At 64.3% G+C, this 18490-nt stretch carries 14 protein-coding genes and 2 rRNA genes (1 of these 16 cut by a window edge); 4 read left to right on the forward strand and 12 right to left on the reverse strand.

Going from position 1 to position 18490, the window contains the following annotated elements; all coding sequences use genetic code 11:
- Nucleotides 1-26: 26 nt before the first annotated feature.
- A complete protein-coding gene (locus tag ACTJKQ_RS15975; protein WP_440597418.1) occupies nucleotides 27-1103 on the reverse strand; it encodes a hypothetical protein in 1077 nt (358 codons plus the stop codon).
- Nucleotides 1104-1283: 180 nt separating this feature from the next.
- Here ACTJKQ_RS15975 and ACTJKQ_RS15980 point away from each other — a divergent pair, with 180 nt between their 5' ends.
- The 3 genes from ACTJKQ_RS15980 to ACTJKQ_RS15990 all read left to right on the forward strand — a co-directional run bounded on the left by ACTJKQ_RS15980 (nucleotide 1284) and on the right by ACTJKQ_RS15990 (nucleotide 5937).
- Nucleotides 1284-1934: a LuxR C-terminal-related transcriptional regulator gene (locus ACTJKQ_RS15980; RefSeq protein ID WP_056057803.1), complete on the forward strand. Its 651-nt coding sequence runs from the start codon at nucleotides 1284-1286 to the stop codon at nucleotides 1932-1934.
- A complete protein-coding gene (locus ACTJKQ_RS15985; protein WP_440597419.1) occupies nucleotides 1934-4489 on the forward strand; it encodes an ATP-binding protein in 2556 nt (851 codons plus the stop codon). The genes ACTJKQ_RS15980 and ACTJKQ_RS15985 overlap by 1 nt, the downstream gene beginning before the upstream one ends.
- Before the next feature lie 254 nt (nucleotides 4490-4743).
- On the forward strand, nucleotides 4744-5937 hold the full coding sequence (locus ACTJKQ_RS15990; RefSeq protein ID WP_440597420.1) for a hypothetical protein: 1194 nt from the start codon (nucleotides 4744-4746) through the stop codon (nucleotides 5935-5937).
- Between the two features lie 63 nt (nucleotides 5938-6000).
- Here ACTJKQ_RS15990 and ACTJKQ_RS15995 read toward each other — a convergent pair whose 3' ends face one another.
- From ACTJKQ_RS15995 to ACTJKQ_RS16035, 9 genes are all read right to left on the reverse strand, one after another.
- Nucleotides 6001-7131, reverse strand: coding sequence for an acyl-CoA dehydrogenase family protein (locus tag ACTJKQ_RS15995; protein ID WP_440597421.1), 1131 nt, complete (start codon nucleotides 7129-7131; stop codon nucleotides 6001-6003).
- Between the two features lie 54 nt (nucleotides 7132-7185).
- Nucleotides 7186-7854 carry an SDR family oxidoreductase gene (locus tag ACTJKQ_RS16000; protein WP_440597422.1) on the reverse strand — a complete coding sequence of 223 codons (669 nt, stop codon included), beginning with the start codon at nucleotides 7852-7854 and terminating at the stop codon, nucleotides 7186-7188.
- An 84-nt stretch (nucleotides 7855-7938) separates the two neighbouring features.
- Nucleotides 7939-9018 carry a DUF695 domain-containing protein gene (locus tag ACTJKQ_RS16005; protein ID WP_440597423.1) on the reverse strand — a complete coding sequence of 360 codons (1080 nt, stop codon included), beginning with the start codon at nucleotides 9016-9018 and terminating at the stop codon, nucleotides 7939-7941.
- Between the two features lie 49 nt (nucleotides 9019-9067).
- Nucleotides 9068-10255 (reverse strand): acetyl-CoA C-acyltransferase, encoded by a 1188-nt coding sequence (locus tag ACTJKQ_RS16010; protein ID WP_440597424.1) that lies wholly within the window; start codon nucleotides 10253-10255, stop codon nucleotides 9068-9070.
- A 66-nt stretch (nucleotides 10256-10321) separates the two neighbouring features.
- The gene (gene aceK, locus ACTJKQ_RS16015; RefSeq protein WP_192422296.1) at nucleotides 10322-12127 is read right to left on the reverse strand and encodes a bifunctional isocitrate dehydrogenase kinase/phosphatase; all 1806 of its coding nucleotides are present in this window, start codon (nucleotides 12125-12127) and stop codon (nucleotides 10322-10324) included.
- Nucleotides 12128-12182: 55 nt separating this feature from the next.
- Nucleotides 12183-12842 (reverse strand): carbonate dehydratase, encoded by a 660-nt coding sequence (gene can / locus ACTJKQ_RS16020; RefSeq protein ID WP_056057784.1) that lies wholly within the window; start codon nucleotides 12840-12842, stop codon nucleotides 12183-12185.
- A 43-nt stretch (nucleotides 12843-12885) separates the two neighbouring features.
- Complete coding sequence (locus ACTJKQ_RS16025; protein WP_274109919.1) at nucleotides 12886-14076, reverse strand: isovaleryl-CoA dehydrogenase; 1191 nt, start codon at nucleotides 14074-14076, stop codon at nucleotides 12886-12888.
- Nucleotides 14077-14117: 41 nt separating this feature from the next.
- Nucleotides 14118-14579 carry a PaaI family thioesterase gene (locus ACTJKQ_RS16030; protein ID WP_056743734.1) on the reverse strand — a complete coding sequence of 154 codons (462 nt, stop codon included), beginning with the start codon at nucleotides 14577-14579 and terminating at the stop codon, nucleotides 14118-14120.
- Between the two features lie 42 nt (nucleotides 14580-14621).
- A complete protein-coding gene (locus tag ACTJKQ_RS16035; RefSeq protein ID WP_056057775.1) occupies nucleotides 14622-15017 on the reverse strand; it encodes a MerR family transcriptional regulator in 396 nt (131 codons plus the stop codon).
- A 125-nt stretch (nucleotides 15018-15142) separates the two neighbouring features.
- On the opposite strand from ACTJKQ_RS16035, the gene ACTJKQ_RS16040 reads away from it, so the two are divergent.
- Entirely contained in the window at nucleotides 15143-16222 is a 1080-nt protein-coding gene (locus ACTJKQ_RS16040) for an MBL fold metallo-hydrolase (RefSeq protein ID WP_440597425.1), read from the forward strand.
- A 195-nt stretch (nucleotides 16223-16417) separates the two neighbouring features.
- Here ACTJKQ_RS16040 and rrf read toward each other — a convergent pair.
- A 5S ribosomal RNA gene (gene rrf, locus ACTJKQ_RS16045) occupies nucleotides 16418-16530 on the reverse strand.
- A 143-nt stretch (nucleotides 16531-16673) separates the two neighbouring features.
- Nucleotides 16674-18490 (reverse strand): 23S ribosomal RNA (locus ACTJKQ_RS16050) (it continues 1062 nt past the right edge of the window).

Below are 18490 nucleotides of genomic sequence, written 5' to 3' on the forward strand. Positions count from 1 at the left end.
TTGGGGGGCCGTACAGCCGCCCGCACTCAGTTTTGCGTGTAGCAGGTCTTGGCAGGCAAGACGGTGTCCACGTAGCTCTCCACGCTGGCCGCCGTCGGGAACGCGGTGGGTATCTGATCGCCAAAGATGCACAGGCGGGGCCCCTTGCGTGCCCAGACGGCGCGCGATGTCAGGCCCGACGGCTGGGTCCACAGCCCCCAGAAAGCGGTCAGCGTGGCCGTGCTGCCGTTGCGGTCGAACGCCACATTGCCCACATCGGTCAGCGGACCTGCGACGGTGCCCGTGCCGGAACAGTTGGCGTCGGCATAGGTCACCACGCCAATCTGCCCCGTCACGCGGGTGTCGCTCTGGCGGGTGATGCGCCACAGCGAGCGTCCCCAGGTTCCTGGCCGCACCACCACGCACAGCTCCTGCTTCCAGTCGCCCTCCGGCAGCCCCAGCGGCGCCGTCGCGCAGCTCACGTCCACCGAACTCACATTGGCCGACCCTACCGTGCCCGTTCCGTTGCGCACCGTGCAGCTCTGGCCCGAAGGCTGCGTGCGCACCGTGATGGCGTAGGCCGTGCCACCCGCCAGTGCCGTGCCAAACGTGAAGCCGCCGTTGCTGGAGACCGACAGATCGTCGCGCCCGTTGTTCTGCAGCACCACGGCGCCACCCGCCAGGCCGCTGACCGAGCCGCCCACCGTGTAGGTGGCAGCCGCCAGGTTTTCGCAGCGCACCTGCACGTTGCTCACGTTGGCAGTGGCTGTGCCGGTGCCTTCCGTCACCGTGCAGCGCTGCCCGCTGGGCTGGGTCTTCACGGTGACGGCATAGGCAATGCCGTTGTCCAGACGCGTGACGAACACGAAGTTGCCATTGGTGTTCACCGTCAGGTCGTCCTTGCCGGCGTTCTGCAGCGTCACCGTTTTGCCAGCCCCCAGGCCGCTGACCGCGCCGCCGATACTGAATGCGCCAGCGCTGGGCGGAGGCGTGCCGTTGTCGTCATCACCGCCGCCACAGCCCACCAGCAAGGCGGCAGCCAGGCCCAGGGGGGCCCAGCGGAAGATAGGTCGTGCAGAGTGCCAGGTGCGCCCGGCACCCGTTGCGCTGGCTTGTCGTGTCATGAACAGAAACCTCGTGATGGTGAATGGAGCGCGGATTCTGTGCAGCACCCCATCCCGTGCGAAACCCTACGCTGGTAGGGTTTGCGCGCCGCCGATCCTGCTGAACACTTGGCAGAATTTGCCCGCAGGCATACCTTCTGGCACCGGCATCCCGCCGGGTTGCGCGCCCTCCACCACCGCATGTCCTCCACCTCTCAGTACGCGCTCATTCTTGACGACCATCCGTTGGTGGCACACGGCATGGCCGAATTCCTGCGCGCCCGACTGCCGCAGATGGACGTGGTGGTGGCAGCAGGGGCAAACGACCTTCTGCGCTGGGTGGACACGCGGGGCACACCGGCCATCGCGCTCATCGACTTCTGGCTGGCAGAAGGCGCCGCCGTGCGCCTGATCGCCCAGGTGCGCAGCCACTGCCCCGGAATGCCCATCGCGGTGATCAGTGGCGACGATGACCCCGCCGTGATGGACCAGGCCCGGCAGGCAGGCGCGCAGGGCTTCATCCACAAACAAGCGGCGCCTGAAACCTTCGGGCTGGCGGTGGAGGCATTGCTGAGCGGGCTGGTCTGGTTTGAGCCGGGCCATCCGGGCAGCCAGCCGCTGCGCAGCCGCGACCTGCCGGTGACACCGGCCGAGCTGGGGCTGTCTGCGCGGCAGGGCCAGATCCTTGCGCTGGTGCTGCAGGGGCTGCCCAACAAGCGCATTGCATCGCAGCTGGATATTGCAGAGAGCACCGTGAAGGAGCACGTGACGGGCATCCTGGAGCGGCTGCGGGTGCGCACACGGGTCGAGGCCATCACCCTGCTGCGCGGGCGGCGGCTGGAGCTGCCCTGATGCGCCTCGTCCGGGCTGTGGTGCTGGTCGCGGCCTTGTGCCTGCAGACGGCATTGCCCGCGAGGGCGCAGGCACTGAACCCGGACCTGGCCGAGCTGGACCGGCTGCAAAACCTGTCGCAACGCAACAGCGCCGAAGCCGTGCAGGCGCTGCAGGCCGCCGCGGCACGTTTTGCCAACGCGGCCGATGCCGCGACCCGGCGCACTTACTTGGCGGCGCTGACAGACGCGGCCTTCGAGACCGGGCAGACGACGGTGGTGACCGAGGGCATTGCGCAGCTGAAGACGCTCGCCGCTGCGCAGAAAGATCCGTCGTCGCAGGTGCTGGCTGTCTGCTTCGAGGCCCGGCAACTGGCCGTGGCGGGAAAAACACGCGCCGGACTGGACGCACTGGCGCGCGAAGCGGCCGCCGCCGAGCGCGCACCCGACCCCTGGGTGCGCTGGCTCTACCACCTGACGCTGGGCGCCCTGCACAGCGGCAACGGCCAGTTCGAAACGGCGATGACCCACCTGCTGCGCAGCCTGGAACTCTCGCGCACGCTGCCACGCCAGGCGGCCACGTCTGAGCTGCGGTCGCGCACCCACCTGGAGCTGCTGCACTTCGACATGAAGAACCCGGAGCGGGCGCTGCAGACCATCCGCGAGGCGTTGCCCCTGGCCGAAAAGCTGGACGCCCGGCAGGCGCTGGGCTGGCTGCACCTGCACCGTGGCAATGTGGAAAACGTGCAGGGCAACCTCGACACCGCCGTGGCCGCCTACCGGCAGTCCTTGCAGATCGCCCGCGCTGGAGGGCTCACCGGGCTCCAGGCCACGGCGCTGAACAACCTGGGCGACGTCCTGCTGCAGCGCAAGGCGTATGCCGCGGCCGAGCCCGTGATGCGCGAGGCCCTGGCCGCGTACCGCAATGCACACGAGCTGAACGGGGCCGCAATGGCGCAAGCCAATCTGGGCTTTGCACTCATGGGCCAGGGCCGCATTGCGGCTGGCGTGCACGAGGTGGAGGCGGGCATCCGGTTCGTGCACGAAGCGGGCTCCCTGCCCATGGAAGAGCAGTTGCTGGGCGAGCTGTCGCGCATGTACGAGCAAGCCGGCCTGTACCGCGAGGCCATGGCCACCACCCGCAAGCAGCAGGCGCTGGCCAAGGAGCTGTTCCATGCCGAGCGCGACCAGGCCGTGACGACCTTGCAGGAGCGCTTTGACAGCGCTGAACGGCAGCGCCAGATCGAGCAGCTGGCGCAGGCCAACCGGGTGCAGGATGCCGAGCTGCGCGTGCGCCGCATGCAGCAGATCGGACTGGCGGCTGCGGTGGCACTGGCACTGCTTGCAGCGGGCGCCAGCTTCTGGCTGTACCGCCGCACGCGCACTGCCAACGAGGCCCTGGCCGAAGCCCGGCGCCAGGCGGAAGGCGCCCTGACCGAGAAAAACCTGTTCCTCGCCACCGCCAGCCACGACCTGCGCCAACCCGTGCACGCCATGTCCTTGATGGTGGAGGCGATCAACCTGCGCAATACCGACCCGGTCCTGCGCCCGCTGGTGGCCGACCTGCGCACCAGCATGCAGGCCATGAGCCAGCTGTTCAATGCGCTGCTGGACCTGTCGCGCCTGGAGTCGGGGCAGCCGCTGGGCCAGAAAGCCGCCGTGGACCTTGGCGCGCTGCTGGCGGACGTTGTGCGCCTCTTCCGCGAGCAAGCCAGCCTCGGCGGCCTGACCCTGCGGCTGCGGCTGCCGCGCCGTGGTGCCACCGTGTGGGCCGAGCCGGTGCTGCTGCGCCAGGCGCTGGCGAACCTAGTGCAGAACGCCATCCGCTACACACCGCAGGGCAAGGTGCTGGTGAGCGCACGCGCACGCGGCGGTGACTGGCTGGTGGAGGTGCGGGACACGGGCATTGGCATTGCCCCCGCCGATCAGGCCCGGGTGTTCAGCCCCTACTATCGGGGAGCGCGGGCCGACCAGATGGACGAAGCGGGGCACGGCCTGGGCTTGGCTGTGGTGGCGCGCTGCGCCGAGCAGTTGGGGGCGGCGTACGGCGTACGTTCGCTGGCGGGACAGGGGTCGCGCTTCTGGCTGCGGCTGCCAGCCCATGTGGCACCCGATGCAGGCGCGACCACCGCCCCTACGGCGGCACACCGCCAGTCCATCATGGACCGCCCGCTGCAGGGCCAGTGCCTGGTGCTGGACGATGACCCCCAGGTGCTCAAGGCCTGGCGCGCCATGCTCGAAGCCTGGGGCGTGACGGCAGCCTACGCCACCACCGGGGCCGAAGCCCATGGCCGGCTCGACGAAGGCCTGGTGCCAGATGCCATCTTCTGCGACCAGCGACTGCGCTCGGGCGAGAGCGGCTTTGACATCCTGCGCACGCTGCTGGCCCGCTGCCCAGCCGCCCGGGGTGCGATGGTCAGCGGCGAGTTTGACGCCCCCGCCTTGCGGGACGCCGAAGACGAGGGCTACCTGGTGCTGCGCAAGCCCGTGAACCCTGCAGAGCTGCACGCTGTGCTGGCGCAGTGGCTGGCCCCCAGCAACAGGCGGCAGGACCAGAGCGCGGTGCCTTTCCCATAAGCACAGGCAGCTATCTTTCCAATAGCGCGGTAGTACACCTACCGGTGTCTTTCGAAGCCCCAGCCGCCGCAGAACGTGCGGTTGTTGCCTGCGGCCTGCTCAGGCAAAGGCAGGTATCACGGCACCGGTCGTCTGCCAGCGGTGCACCGCCCGTCTGCCCGCTGCACGCGGCGATCACGCAGCCCCCTACCATCCGCAGCCAACGACCGGCGACCTCGACACGCTGGCAAATCACACCAGGAGGGAGCCACGCCATGACCACCACCGGGACCACCCCGCCCCCACCGCCCGGCCAGCCCCGCTGGCTGTACCAGGCGCAAGACGCCCAAGGCCGCCCCACCGAGGGGTTTGTGCATGCCCAGACAGCTGAAGAGGCCCTGCAGGCCATCGCAGCGCTGCAGCAACCGCCGCTGACCCAGGTGCAGCTGCACACCTCGGGTCTGTATGCCCGTGCATTGACCGAGATGGCTGACGACGTGCTGGGCCCGTTGGACGTGAAGGCCCTGCGCCAGCTGGCACGTGACCAGATCGAAGCGCAGCAGAACCCCGGCCTGTGGACCACGCTGCGCCAGCTGCTGCGCAACAACCGCACCTGGCTGCTGGTGGGCGTGGCCCTGGTGGCACTGGCCGTATGGCGCCAGTGGAGCCCGTGGGTGCAGGCCATTCTGGTGGCGGCCACGCTGGCGCCCCTGGCCGTGTTTGCCTACATGCACCAGTTCCAGCGCATGTACCAGCAGATGCTGCACGCGCACGCCACGGGCGACCTGCCCCGCCTGGACGTACTGGCGCAGCGGCTGGCACGCGCCGCCGAACGGCACGCCTTTTTGCGACAGCCCGCCTGGGATGCCGCCGTGCGCATGGCCTGGTTCGAGGCGCGCGCCGAAGGGGTGGACGCCGCCCTCCTGCGCCTGCGCATCCACCCCATGCGCCCGGCAGATGAGGGCGAATTTCTGGCACGCATCTACACCCTGCCCCTGGCCACGGGCGACCATGCGGGCTTTACCGCCCGCCTGCGCGAGCTGATGGCGCAGCGGCCGGGAGAGCCCACTCTGCAGTTGGACCTGGCCCTGGGTGAGGCCCGCGCGGGCCACACCGACGAAGCGCAGCGCCTCGTGGACACGCTGCAGCCCGCCATGCTGCCACCCCACGGGCAAGCGTTCATCGACTGGGTGCGGGGCATGATTGCGCTGCGCGACCCGGCCCGGGCGGGCGAGGCCGCCAGCCACCTGGGCAAGGCGTGTGAGCAATTTCTGGGGCTGGTGCGCAAGGCTCCGGGCGCCTGGCCCTCACTGGCCGTGTGCACCTGCGACTACGCACTGGCCTTGGCCTGGAGCGGGCGCGCCGAAGTGGGGCGCACCGTGTTTGCCAGCGTGCAGCCAGTGGCCCGGCACCACGCCGAGCCCGAGCGTCTGGCGCTGCTGGAGCGCGAGTTGCGCCTCAGGGGCTGAGCGTTTTTTGAGCTGCGCCCGAAAGGCCCGCGCACTGCGGGCCGGGCACAGTGGCACCCTGGCTCAGGCCAGCGCGCGCTGGATGATGATCTTCTGCACGTCGCTCGTGCCTTCGTAGATCTGGCACACGCGCACGTCGCGGTAGATGCGCTCCACCGGGAAGTCGTTCACCACGCCGTAGCCGCCCAGCGTCTGGATGGCGGCGCTGCACACGCGCTCGGCCATCTCGCTGGCAAACAGCTTGGCCATGGCGGCTTCCTTCAGGCAGGGCTTTCCGGCATCGCGCAGCGCGGCGGCGTGCCAGATGAGCTGGCGCGCGGCCTCGATCTGCGTGGCGCAGTCGGCCAGGCGGAAACCCACGGCCTGGTGGTTGAAGATGGCGGTGCCGAAGCTTTCGCGCTCTTTGGAATACGCCAGCGCCGCGTCGAACGCGCTCCGCGCCATGCCCACGCTCTGCGCGGCGATGCCGATGCGGCCGCCTTCGAGCGCGCCCAGGGCGATCTTGTAGCCCTCGCCCTCGGCGCCGATGAGGTTCTCGGCGGGGACGCGGCAGTTGTCGAAGTTGATCTGCGCCGTGTCGCTGCTGTGCTGGCCCAGCTTGTCTTCCAGCCGCGCCACCACGTAGCCGGGGCTGCTGGTGGGCACGAGGAACGCGCTCATGCCCTTCTTGCCCGCGCCCTTGTCGGTGACGGCGATGACGATGGCCACATGGCCGTTCTTGCCGCTGGTGATGAACTGCTTGACCCCGTTGATCACGTATTCGTCGCCCTGCTTCACTGCCGTGGTGCGCAGGGCGGAGGCGTCGGAGCCCACATGTGGCTCGGTCAGGCAAAACGCGCCCAGCATTTCGCCACGCGCCAGCGGCGTGAGCCAGTCGCGCTTTTGCTGCGCGTTGCCGTAGCGCATGAGGATGGCGTTGACCGGGCAATTGGTCACGCTGATGGCGGTGCTGGTGCCGCCATCACCGGCGGCGATCTCTTCGAGCACCAGCGCGAGCGTGAGGTAGTCGAGGTGGGCACCGCCAAACTCTTCGGGCACGCAGATGCCATACGCGCCCAGCGCGGCCAGGCCCTGGTGAGTCTCCTTGGGGAAGTGGTGTTCCTTGTCCCAGCGTGCGGCATTCGGCCACAGCTCGGTTTGCGCAAAGTCGCGCACCGCGTCGCGGATCATTTCCTGGTCTTGGGTCAGCAGCATGGGAGTGTCTCCAGAGTCGTTGTTCAAAAATTCGGGGGCTTAGTGGCTTGCGGACTACCAGTGGGCAGCGCGGCGGCCGTCGTGGTGCAGCAGGCGGCCCTTGTCGGCAGCGGTCACGCTGGCCAGCGTGCTGCGCAGGCCGCGCACACTGTCTTCGACCGTCAGCGGCGCACCGCCGCCGCCCATGTCGGTCTGCACCCAGCCGGGGTCGATGGTGACCAGCGTGGCGTCGGGGTAGTCCTGCTGCGCGGCGGCCACGGCCATGTTCAGCGCGGCCTTGCTGGTGCGGTACAGCCACGAGCCACTGTTCGGCACGCTGCCGATCTGCGACATGGACGAGGACAGAAACGCAAACACGCCGCCCGCCTCCACCACCAGGGGCGCCACCTGCGGAATGGCCTGCATGGCGCCCAGCACGTTGGTGTGCATGACGGCATCAAAGTCTTGCTGCGTGGGTGGGGTGAGCGCGTTGGGGCGGCGGATGACACCGGCCACATACAGCGCCAGGTCCAGCTTTTCGCCGTCAAGCTGCCAGGCCAGGCCGCTCACGCTGGCGGGATTGGCCACATCCACGGTGAGTACCTCGGCGCCCAGCGCCAGCACGCGCTCGCGGCCGGCGTCGTCGCGCACGGTGGCGATCACGCGGCGCCCGGCGTCGGTGTACTGGCGCACCAGCTCCAGGCCGATGCCCCGGGACGCGCCCATCACGAGTATGGAGTTCATTTTCAAGCCCAATATGCCGCAAGCGCTAGTGAATCATTCGCCAAGAGCTATCAATTCAGGAGTAAACAAAACAGCGACACCCACTCAGGCAGACAGGTATCCGGCGTACTCGAAATAGCCCGACCACGCGGGGTCGTACGCCACCTTCAGCTCCAGCGATGCCGCCTCGTCGCGCTGCAGCAGGGGCGCCAGCGTCTGTTTGGCCAGTTGCTCGTCGCTCACGTAGTACAGCGCCTGCCGGCGGCCCGCGCGCATCAGCGTCAGCACCAGAATGCCCAGCTGCGGCACTTGGAGCAGCGTGGCGGCTTGCTCGTGCAGGTCTTGCACGGCAGTCAGTGTGTCGCTGTCGGGCACCGCCAGGTCCACGGTGAGGGCATAGGCCAGGTCGGCCCGCATGGCTACAGCGTTGGCACTGGTGTTGACCATGACCACGCCGGTCTCGGGCGCGTCTTCGCTGTCGATGTCGTCAGGAGGCAGTTCGTTGCCGTCCTCGTCGATGGGGCAATCAAACTGCAGTTCCAGCCCGTCCCATTCGGCATCGCCCGTGGGAAAGTGGCCGGTGTGGCCCAGGGTGTCGGTCCAGTAGCGGTCGAACACCGGGGGCAGCTGGCTCAGCGGCACCCAAGGCGTGTGGGTGTCGCCGGGCTCGCCCACAAAGTCCACTGCGCCCACCTTCACGGCAAAGTCGTACTCGCCCAGCACATGGTCGAGCATGATGAATGCCATGTTGCGCGCATGGTCCTGGTAGTCGCTGGGGATCTCGCGGCCAAAGCGGATCTCCAGCGCCGCCTGCCCGCCGTCCTGCTCCAGCGCCACCAGCACTTCGGACGTGGCCAGCTCAAAGCCTTCCATGCCGATGGGAAAGTCCGGCTGCGTGGTGCGCTCGCGAAACGCGCGCACGCGGTAGTGCGGCAGCGCGGGTGCGGCCGCCACCACCTGCGCCAGCAACGGAAACCGCTCGATGCTGCCGTGGGCCGTGACGATGAGGTCCACCACGGCATCGGCATCGTCGCCGGACATCTCCAGCGCCAGGCCTTCCAGGTGCTGATCGATCAGCGCATTGGCCGCCCCCACGCGCTCGCGCAGCGGCTGGGCCTGGAGCGATGCCTGGGCATCCGAAAACGCGCGCCAGAAGGCGCCGATGGCGGGAGAGGGAGTGGTCATCGCGGTCCTTGTGCAAAGTCGGGGATCATCCCATCTCCAGCCAGCGGCCTCAGACGAGTTCCAGCGCCACGGCCGTGGCCTCGCCACCGCCGATGCACAGCGTGGCCAGGCCCTTGGTCAGGCCGCGCGCCTTGAGGGCATGGATCAGCGTGACCATGATGCGCGCACCGCTGGCGCCGATCGGGTGGCCCAGTGCGCAGGCGCCGCCGTTCACGTTGACCTTGTCATGGGGCAGGTCCAATTCCTTCATCAACGCCATGGGCACCACGGCAAAGGCTTCGTTGATCTCCCACAGCTGCACGTCGCCCACTTGCCAGCCGGCCTTGGCGAGTGCCTTTTGTGTGGCGCCCAGGGGGGCGGTGGCAAACCACTCGGGCTCTTGTGCGTGCGTGGCGTGGCTCACGATGCGGGCCAGGGGCTTGGCACCCAGCTTCTTGGCCGTGGACTCGCGCATCATCACCAGCGCGGCCGCGCCGTCGTTGATGCTGGAGCTGGACGCGGCGGTGATGGTGCCGTCCTTCTTGAACGCGGGCTTCAAGGTGGCGATCTTTTCGAGCTTGACCTTGCCCGGGCCTTCGTCCACCGACACCACGGTCTCGCCCGCACGGGTCTTGACGGTGACGGGCACGATCTCGGCCGCGAAGGCGCCCGACTCGGTGGCCGCCTTGGCGCGCTGCACGCTGGTGGTGGCAAACGCGTCCTGCTGCTCACGCGTAAAGCTGTACTTGGCCGCGCAGTCTTCGCCAAAGGTGCCCATGCTACGGCCCGCTTCGTAAGCGTCTTCCAGGCCGTCGAGCATCATGTGGTCGAAGATGCGGTCGTGGCCCAGGCGGTAGCCGCCTCGGCCCTTTTGCAGCAGGTAGGGGGCGTTGGTCATGCTTTCCATGCCGCCCGCCACCATCACGTCGTGCGTGCCGGCCAGCAGCATGTCGTGCGCCATCATCGCGGCCTTCATGCCGGAGCCGCACATCTTGCTGAGCGTGACGGCGCCCGCGCCCTTGGGCAGGCCGCCTTTGAACGCGGCCTGGCGCGCGGGTGCCTGGCCCTGGCCGGCCATCAGGCAGTTGCCAAATAGCACTTCGCCCACGGCGTCGGGCGAGACACCGGCACGCTCGATGGCGGCCTTGATGGCGGCGCCACCCAGGTCGTGCGCGGCCAGGCTGGAGAAGTCGCCCTGCAACGAGCCCATGGGGGTGCGTGCAGCGCCAACGATGACGATGGGGTCTTGGATGGACATGGTGAAGGTCTCCTGGGTAAGGGTCAGAGGAAAAGTGGGGACGAAAACCGGGGTTTTGGCGGGCGCTCAGCGGGCCGCAGCGCCTTGCGCAAAGCGCCGCTCCGTGTCGTAGGGGAAAACATCAAACATATGACCCGCCTGGATGCGCTCCTTGTGCGACTGCCAGAACGCGGCGTCGAGCAGGTCGGCGTGGTGCTGCATGAACACCTCGCGCACCGCGTCGTTGCCCAGCAGGAAGGGGCCAAAGGTTTCGGGGAACACATCGCGTGGGCCCACGCTGTACCAGACCTCGCCGCTCATCTCTTCTTCCTCGTTGCGCGGCGTGGGCACGCGGCGGAAGTTGCAGTCGGTGAGGTATTCGATCTCGTCGTAGTCGTAGAACACGACCTTGCCGTTGCGCGTGACACCAAAGTTCTTCCAGAGCATGTCGCCGGGGAAGATGTTGGCGGCCACGAGGTCCTTGATGGCGTTGCCGTATTCGATGACGCTGTGTTCCATCTGCTGGCGCGCGCGCGGGTCGGACAGGCCGGTGTCGAAGGCCTCCTGCAGGTAGATGTTGAGCGGGATCATGCGCCGCTCGATATAGAGGTGCTTGATGATCACCTCGGTCTGGCCGTCGCCGTCGCGGTCGCTGATTTCGAGCTGGCTGGGGGCGAACTTCTCGATCTCGGCAATCAGCGCATCGTCAAAGCGGTCGCGGGGGAAGGCAACCTCGCTGTACTCCAGCGTGTCGGCCATGCGGCCCACGCGGTCGTGCTGCTTGACCAGCAGGTACTTGGCCTTGATCTGTTCGCGTGTGGTTTCCTTCTGGTGCGGAAAGTAGTCCTTGATGAGCTTGAACACGAACGGGAAGCTCGGCAGGTCGAACACCAGCATCACCATGCCCTTGATGCCCGGCGCGATGCGGAACTGGTCGCTGGAATGCTTGAGGTGGTACAGGAAGTCGCGGTAGAACAGTGTCTTGCCTTGCTTGGCTAGGCCCAGGGCGTTGTAGATCTCGGCGCGCGGCTTGCGCGGCATGAGGCTGCGCAAAAACTGCACGTAGGCGCTGGGGATCTCCATGTCCACCATGAAGTAGGCGCGGGCAAAGCTGAACAGCATCTGCATGTCGTCTTCGCCGAACAGCGCGGCGTCGATGGTCAGCTTGCCGCTGTCGTCGTGCAGGATGGGCAGCGCAAACGGCACCTCGTTAAAGCCGTTGATGATCTTGCCCACCACATACGCGCCCTTGTTGCGAAAGAACAGGCTGGTGAGCACCTGGATCTGGAAGTTGGTGCGCAGCCTCACCTTGTCGAGCCGGCTGCGCATGGCGCCCACCACACAAGCGGTGTCACGTGGCAGGTCGGCAAATTCGCGCTGCAGCTGGAAGTTCTCGACGATGGCCTGGAAGGTGTCGCCCAGCGTGTCGCGCGTGGGGTAGTAGGCGCGGTAGGTGGGCCGCGCGGCAGGCTCGTCGTTCTCGATGTATTCGGTGCTGACCGCAGGCCGCACAAAGATGAAGTCGTTGTGGAAATGCGTGCGGTGCAGGATCTTGGTGGTGACCGAGTTGAAGAAGGTTTCGGCCAGCTCGGGCTGGTGGTGGTTCACCAGCAGCCCGATGTAGTGCAGCTTGACCTGGTGCCACACATCCATCGGCTGCGCGCCGGCCTCGAACTCTTTCTCCAGGCGGCGCACGCATTCCTTCACCCGCAGGTCGTAGAACTCGATGCGCTCGCGCTGCGCCCGCTGCTGGCCGTGCCAGTCAGCGGTTTCAAAACGGTGTTTGGCGCGCGCGGACTCGGTGCGGAACAACCGGTAATGCCGGTTGAAGCCGTCCATCATGGCCTTGGCAATGCCGTAGGCCTGGGGCGCATCAAGGCGTTGCGGGAACATGGTGGCGGGCATCCTTGTCAGCGCAACCGTCGCATGCGTAGGCCGGGCGCCCGGCTTACTGCCGACGGGTAGCAGCCACGCCAGCAATCGCTGCTTTGTACAGCGATTCCAGACCTTCGGTGCTGTCCACCGACATGTGCAGGTTGTTGATGAGCCCGTCCTTGAGGCCATAGCACCAGCCATGCAGCGTAACCTTCTGGCCCCGGCCCCAGGCGTCCAGCATGACGGTAGTCTGCGCGATGTTGACGACCTGCTCGATGGCGTTGAGCTCGCACAGCACGTCGTGGCGCCACTCAGGCGCGGTGGCGGCAATCAGGTCGCGGTGGCGGTCACGCACGTCCTGCACATGGCGAATCCAGTTGTCGGCCAAGCCCACGCGCGTACCCTCCAGCGCGGCCAGCACACCGCCGCAACCGTAGTGGCCCACCACCATCAGGTGCTCGATGCGCAGCTGGTCCACCGCATACTGGATGGTCGACAGGCAGTTGAGATCGGTCGGCACCACCACGTTCGCCACATTGCGGTGAACGAAGACCTCACCAGGCTCCAGCCCGGTGATCTGGTTGGCGGGCACCCGGCTGTCGGAGCAGCCGATCCACATGTACTTGGGCTTCTGCTGCGCCAGCAGGCTGGTGAAAAAGCCGGGCCGCTCGCGCTCCATCTGGGCCGCCCAGGCGCGGTTGTGAACAAACAGGTCGTCGATGGAGGAAGGCATGGGGTCCTTGGTGTGTGAGGGTTGGTCGATCAGTTGTCGCAGGTCAGCAGGTTTCGGCAAACAGCTCGCGGCCAATCAGCATGCGGCGGATCTCGCTGGTGCCGGCACCAATCTCGTACAGCTTGGCATCGCGCCAGAGGCGGCCCAGCGGGTACTCGTTGATGTAGCCATTGCCACCATAGATCTGCACGCCTTCGCCGGCCATCCAGGTGGCCTTTTCGGCGCACCACAGAATCACGCTGGCGCAGTCCTTGCGGACCTGGCGCACGTGGTCGGTGCCCAGCATGTCGAGGTTCTTGGCCACAGTGTAGGCAAACGAGCGACCCGCCTGCAGCACGGTGTACATGTCGGCCACCTTACCCTGGATGAGCTGAAACTCGCCAATGCTCTGGCCGAACTGCTTGCGGTCGTGAATGTAAGGGATCACGTTGTCCATCACCGACTGCATGATGCCCAGGGGGCCGCCGGTCAGCACCGCGCGCTCATAGTCCAGGCCACTCATGAGCACTTTGGCGCCCTGGTTCAAGCCACCCAGCACGTTCTCAGCGGGCACCTCGACGTCCTGGAACACCAGCTCGCCGGTGTGGCTGCCGCGCATGCCCAGCTTGTCGAGCTTTTGCGCAATCGAGAAGCCCTTCATACCCTTCTCGATCAGGAAAGCCGTGACACCGCGTGCCCCCATTTCAGGCTCGGTCTTGGCATACACCACCAGGGTGTCCGCATCGGGGCCGTTGGTGATCCACATCTTGCTGCCGTTGAGCAGGTAGTAGCCGCCCTTGTCCTCGGCCTTGAGCTTCATGCTGATCACGTCGGAGCCCGCGCCGGGCTCACTCATGGCCAGCGCGCCCACGTGCTCGCCGCTGATGAGCTTGGGCAGGTACTTGGCCTTTTGTGCCTCGTTGCCGTTGCGGTTGATCTGGTTCACACACAGGTTGCTGTGAGCGCCATAGGACAAGCCCACCGACGCACTGGCGCGGGAGATTTCTTCCATCGCCACCATGTGGGCGAGGTAGCCCATGGCGGCGCCGCCATATTGCTCGGGCACCGTGATGCCGAGTACGCCCAGATCACCCATCTTCCGCCACAGGTCCATGGGGAATTGGTCGTTGCGGTCAATCTCGGCCGCGCGGGGAGCGATCTCTGCCTGCGCGAAGTCGCGCACGGCATCGCGCAGGGCATCGATATCTTCGCCCAGCTGGAAGTTGAGGCCGGGAAGGTTGGCGGGAATGCTCATGGGGTTTGTCTCCTCGTAGAAGGTAGGGAAATGGGCAGGGCTCAGCCCTGGATGCTGTCGCGTCCGGTGACCGCCATGAGAGTGCACCCCATGGTGGCGACCAGCTTTTCTTGGTTGCCGTCGATAGCGAAGGCTCGGCCTTCGCAGACGGTGATGGTGCGGCCGGGCTTCAGCACCCGTCCTTCCATGCGGAATCGCTCGCCTTTGGCAGGGGCCAGCAAGTTGATCTTGAATTCGATGGTGAGCACGGCGGCATCGGCCGCCATGAGGGTGAAACCGGCATATCCGCAGGCCGAATCCAGCGCGGTGGACACCATGCCCGCATGGAGAAAACCATGCTGCTGGGTCAGGGCGGCTGCCCATGGGAGTTCAATGTCTACAGCACCTGGCGCCACCAATCCCAGCGACGCGCCAAGCGTCTGCATGGCCCCTTGCCGCGCAAAGCTGTCGCGCACGCGGTCGGCAAAGTCAATGCAACGCGGCTCAAAGGGGGGCGTGCTCACTGCAGTCTCCTGATTTACGTTTACGTAAACGTCAATTATGGATCAATTTTGCTTTTCTACCTTGGCCAGTAGCGTGCGCGCCTCTTCTTCGTGCTCGCGCACCTCTTCCAGGTTGGCCTGCAGATCGGCCATTTGCTCTTCGAGTTGTTTGCGATGGACCACCAGCACGTCCAGAAACTTGCGGAGCTGTACACCGGTATCACGGGGGCTGTCATAGAGGTCGATGATCTCCTTGGCTTCCGTGAGAGACAGTCCCAGGCGCTTGGCCCGCAACGTCAGGCGCAGCCGCGTGCGGTCGCGTGCGCTGTACACCCGGTTGCGGCCGGCGGCGCCGGTGCGTTCAGGCTGCAGCAAGCCCATGTCTTCATAAAAACGGATCGCCCGGGTGGTGAGATCGAACTCTTTGGCAAGGTCGCTGATGGTGTAGGTATTGGCCATGGTGGGTGCTGCACACAGCAGTATCGGTTTCGCACAGGAGACAGCCGGGTGGCTGCAGCTCCCTACAATGCATCGAATGCATGACGTTTACGTTAACGTCAATGCTAACCCATCACACCGCCTCCATGAATCCACTTGAACACCAGATCCACTACCCGCTCGGCGACGCGCTGCCCGTCGAGGGCGCCACCTTGGAGGTCGCGCCTGGAGTGCATTGGATCCGTATGGGCCTGCCCTTTGCCCTGGATCACATCAATCTGTGGCTGCTGCGCGATCGCCAGCCGGATGCTGGCGGTGTGCTGGTGGACGGGTGGACCGTGGTGGATTGCTGCATCGACAGCGCTGCGAGCCGCGCGCAGTGGGAGCAGATATTTGCAAACTGCATGGAGGGCTTGCCCATTCTTCGCGTCATCGTGACCCACATGCACCCAGACCATATCGGGCTGGCACATTGGCTGTGCGAGCGCTGGGATGTGCGCTTGTGGATCAGTGCCACGGACTACAACGTAGCGCGTGTCGCCATCTATGACCCGCTGGGGTTTGGCGGGGAAGCAGGGGCCGATTTTTATGCGCTGCACGGTGCACAAGAACCGTCCTTTTTGGACCATGTGCGAGGACGCGCTTCGTATTTTCCGACCCTGGTCCCTGCTCTCCCACCCCGTTTTCGAAGAATCATGGATGGAGACACGTTGAACATCGGGGGCCACACCTGGCGTTGCATCAGCGGCTACGGCCACGCACCCGAACACATGGCATTGTTTTGCGCTGAGCTGACCACCTTGATCAGCGGAGACATGGTGTTGCCGCGCATCTCCACCAATGTCAGTGTCCACGCCAGCGAGCCAGAGGCCAACCCGCTACAGCTGTTCTTGACTTCGCTCTTGCGGTATCTGGATCTACCAAAAGACACCTTGGTGCTTCCATCGCATGGCAAGCCGTTTACAGGCCTGGGCACGCGCGTTGCACAGCTACAAGACCATCACCGCGAGCGGCTCACTGAGATTTTGCAAGCCGCGCACAGCCGCGCACTATGCGCTGCGGATACTTTGCCAATTCTGTTTCAACGCCAGTTGGACACCCACCAGATGACTTTTGCTATGGGTGAGGCGCTGGCACATCTTCATCATCTGTGGATGGATGGGAAGCTGGAGCGCTTTCTCGACCAAGCCGGGGTTCAGAGATTTCGCGCACCGAACGGTGGATAACCGCACCCAATGCGTGGCCAGCCAGCGCTTATTGAGCAGCAACTAAATAGCACACTCAGCCACGCTGATAGATGGTGATCAACGCCGGAAAGGCGTGTGAGTCGATATAGGCGCCTAAGTGGTCTAAATAATTTTGTGCGCCTGGAAAGCAAAAAACCCCAGTCATATCTGACTGGGGTTTTCTGGGCTGTAAGAGCCTGACGATGACCTACTTTCACACGGGAACCCGCACTATCATCGGCGCAAAGTCGTTTCACTGTCCTGTTCGGGATGGGAAGGAGTGGGACCAACTTGCTATGGTCATCAGGCATAACTTGGTGCTGGGCAGTTTTTGTGAACTGCCTGGCGAATTCATAGAGTCTGGAATCAGATTTTGTGTATTTGACTGCGTCTAACTTGGCATAACAGACTTTGAGCTTCACGCTGGTTGCGTGTTGGCTATCAAAGTTATAGGGTCAAGCCGCACGAGCAATTAGTATCAGTTAGCTTAACGCATTACTGCGCTTCCACACCTGACCTATCAACGTCCTGGTCTTGAACGACTCTTTAGGGGGCTCAAGGCCCCGGCAGATCTCATCTTGAAACGAGTTTCCCGCTTAGATGCTTTCAGCGGTTATCTCTTCCACACTTAGCTACTCGGCAATGCCACTGGCGTGACAACCGATACACCAGAGGTGTGTCCACTCCGGTCCTCTCGTACTAGGAGCAGGCTTCCTCAAATCTGCAGCGCCCACGGAAGATAGGGACCAAACTGTCTCACGACGTTTTAAACCCAGCTCACGTACCTCTTTAAATGGCGAACAGCCATACCCTTGGGACCGGCTACAGCCCCAGGATGAGATGAGCCGACATCGAGGTGCCAAACACCGCCGTCGATATGAACTCTTGGGCGGTATCAGCCTGTTATCCCCAGAGTACCTTTTATCCGTTGAGCGATGGCCCTTCCATACAGAACCACCGGATCACTATGTCCTGCTTTCGCATCTGCTCGACTTGTCAGTCTCGCAGTTAAGCACGCTTATGCCATTGCACTATCGTCACGATGTCCGACCGTAACTAGCGTACCTTCGAACTCCTCCGTTACGCTTTGGGAGGAGACCGCCCCAGTCAAACTGCCTACCATGCACTGTCCCCGATCCAGATAATGGACCTAGGTTAGAACCTCAAACACACCAGGGTGGTATTTCAACGTTGGCTCCATGAGAACTAGCGTCCTCACTTCAAAGCCTCCCACCTATCCTACACAGATCTGTTCAAAGTCCAATACAAAGCTACAGTAAAGGTTCATGGGGTCTTTCCGTCTTTCCGCGGGGAGATTGCATCATCACAAACATTTCAACTTCGCTGAGTCTCAGGAGGAGACAGTGTGGCCATCGTTACGCCATTCGTGCAGGTCGGAACTTACCCGACAAGGAATTTCGCTACCTTAGGACCGTTATAGTTACGGCCGCCGTTTACTGGGACTTCAATCAAGAGCTTGCACCCCATCATTTAATCTTCCAGCACCGGGCAGGCGTCACACCCTATACGTCCACTTTCGTGTTTGCAGAGTGCTGTGTTTTTATTAAACAGTCGCAGCCACCGATTTTTTGCAACCCCGTTGGGCTCCCTCTGTACGAGTTCACCTACTTGGGGCATACCTTCTCCCGAAGTTACGGTATCAATTTGCCGAGTTCCTTCTCCTGAGTTCTCTCAAGCGCCTTAGAATACTCATCTCGCGCACCAGTGTCGGTTTGCGGTACGGTCGTCAATAGCTGAAGCTTAGTGGCTTTTCCTGGAAGCAGGGTATCACTCACTTCGTCTGCAAGCAGACTCGTTATCACCCCTCATCTAAGCCCGGCGGATTTGCCTACCGAGCACGACTACAGGCTTGAACCAACATATCCAACAGTTGGCTGAGCTAACCTTCTCCGTCCCCACATCGCACTATTGATCGGTACAGGAATATTGACCTGTTTCCCATCAGCTACGCATCTCTGCCTCGCCTTAGGGGCCGACTCACTCTACGCCGATGAACGTTGCGTAGAAAACCTTGCGCTTACGGCGAGGGGGCTTTTCACCCCCTTTAACGCTACTCATGTCAGCATTCGCACTTCTGATACCTCCAGCATCCGTTACCAGACACCTTCACAGGCCTACAGAACGCTCTCCTACCACTTGCAATAAATTGCAAATCCGCAGCTTCGGTAACTGGCTTAGCCCCGTTACATCTTCCGCGCAGGACGACTCGATCAGTGAGCTATTACGCTTTCTTTAAATGATGGCTGC

This window comes from Acidovorax sp. 22279, assembly GCF_052045435.1.
Taxonomy (GTDB): Bacteria; Pseudomonadota; Gammaproteobacteria; order Burkholderiales; family Burkholderiaceae_C; genus Acidovorax; species Acidovorax delafieldii.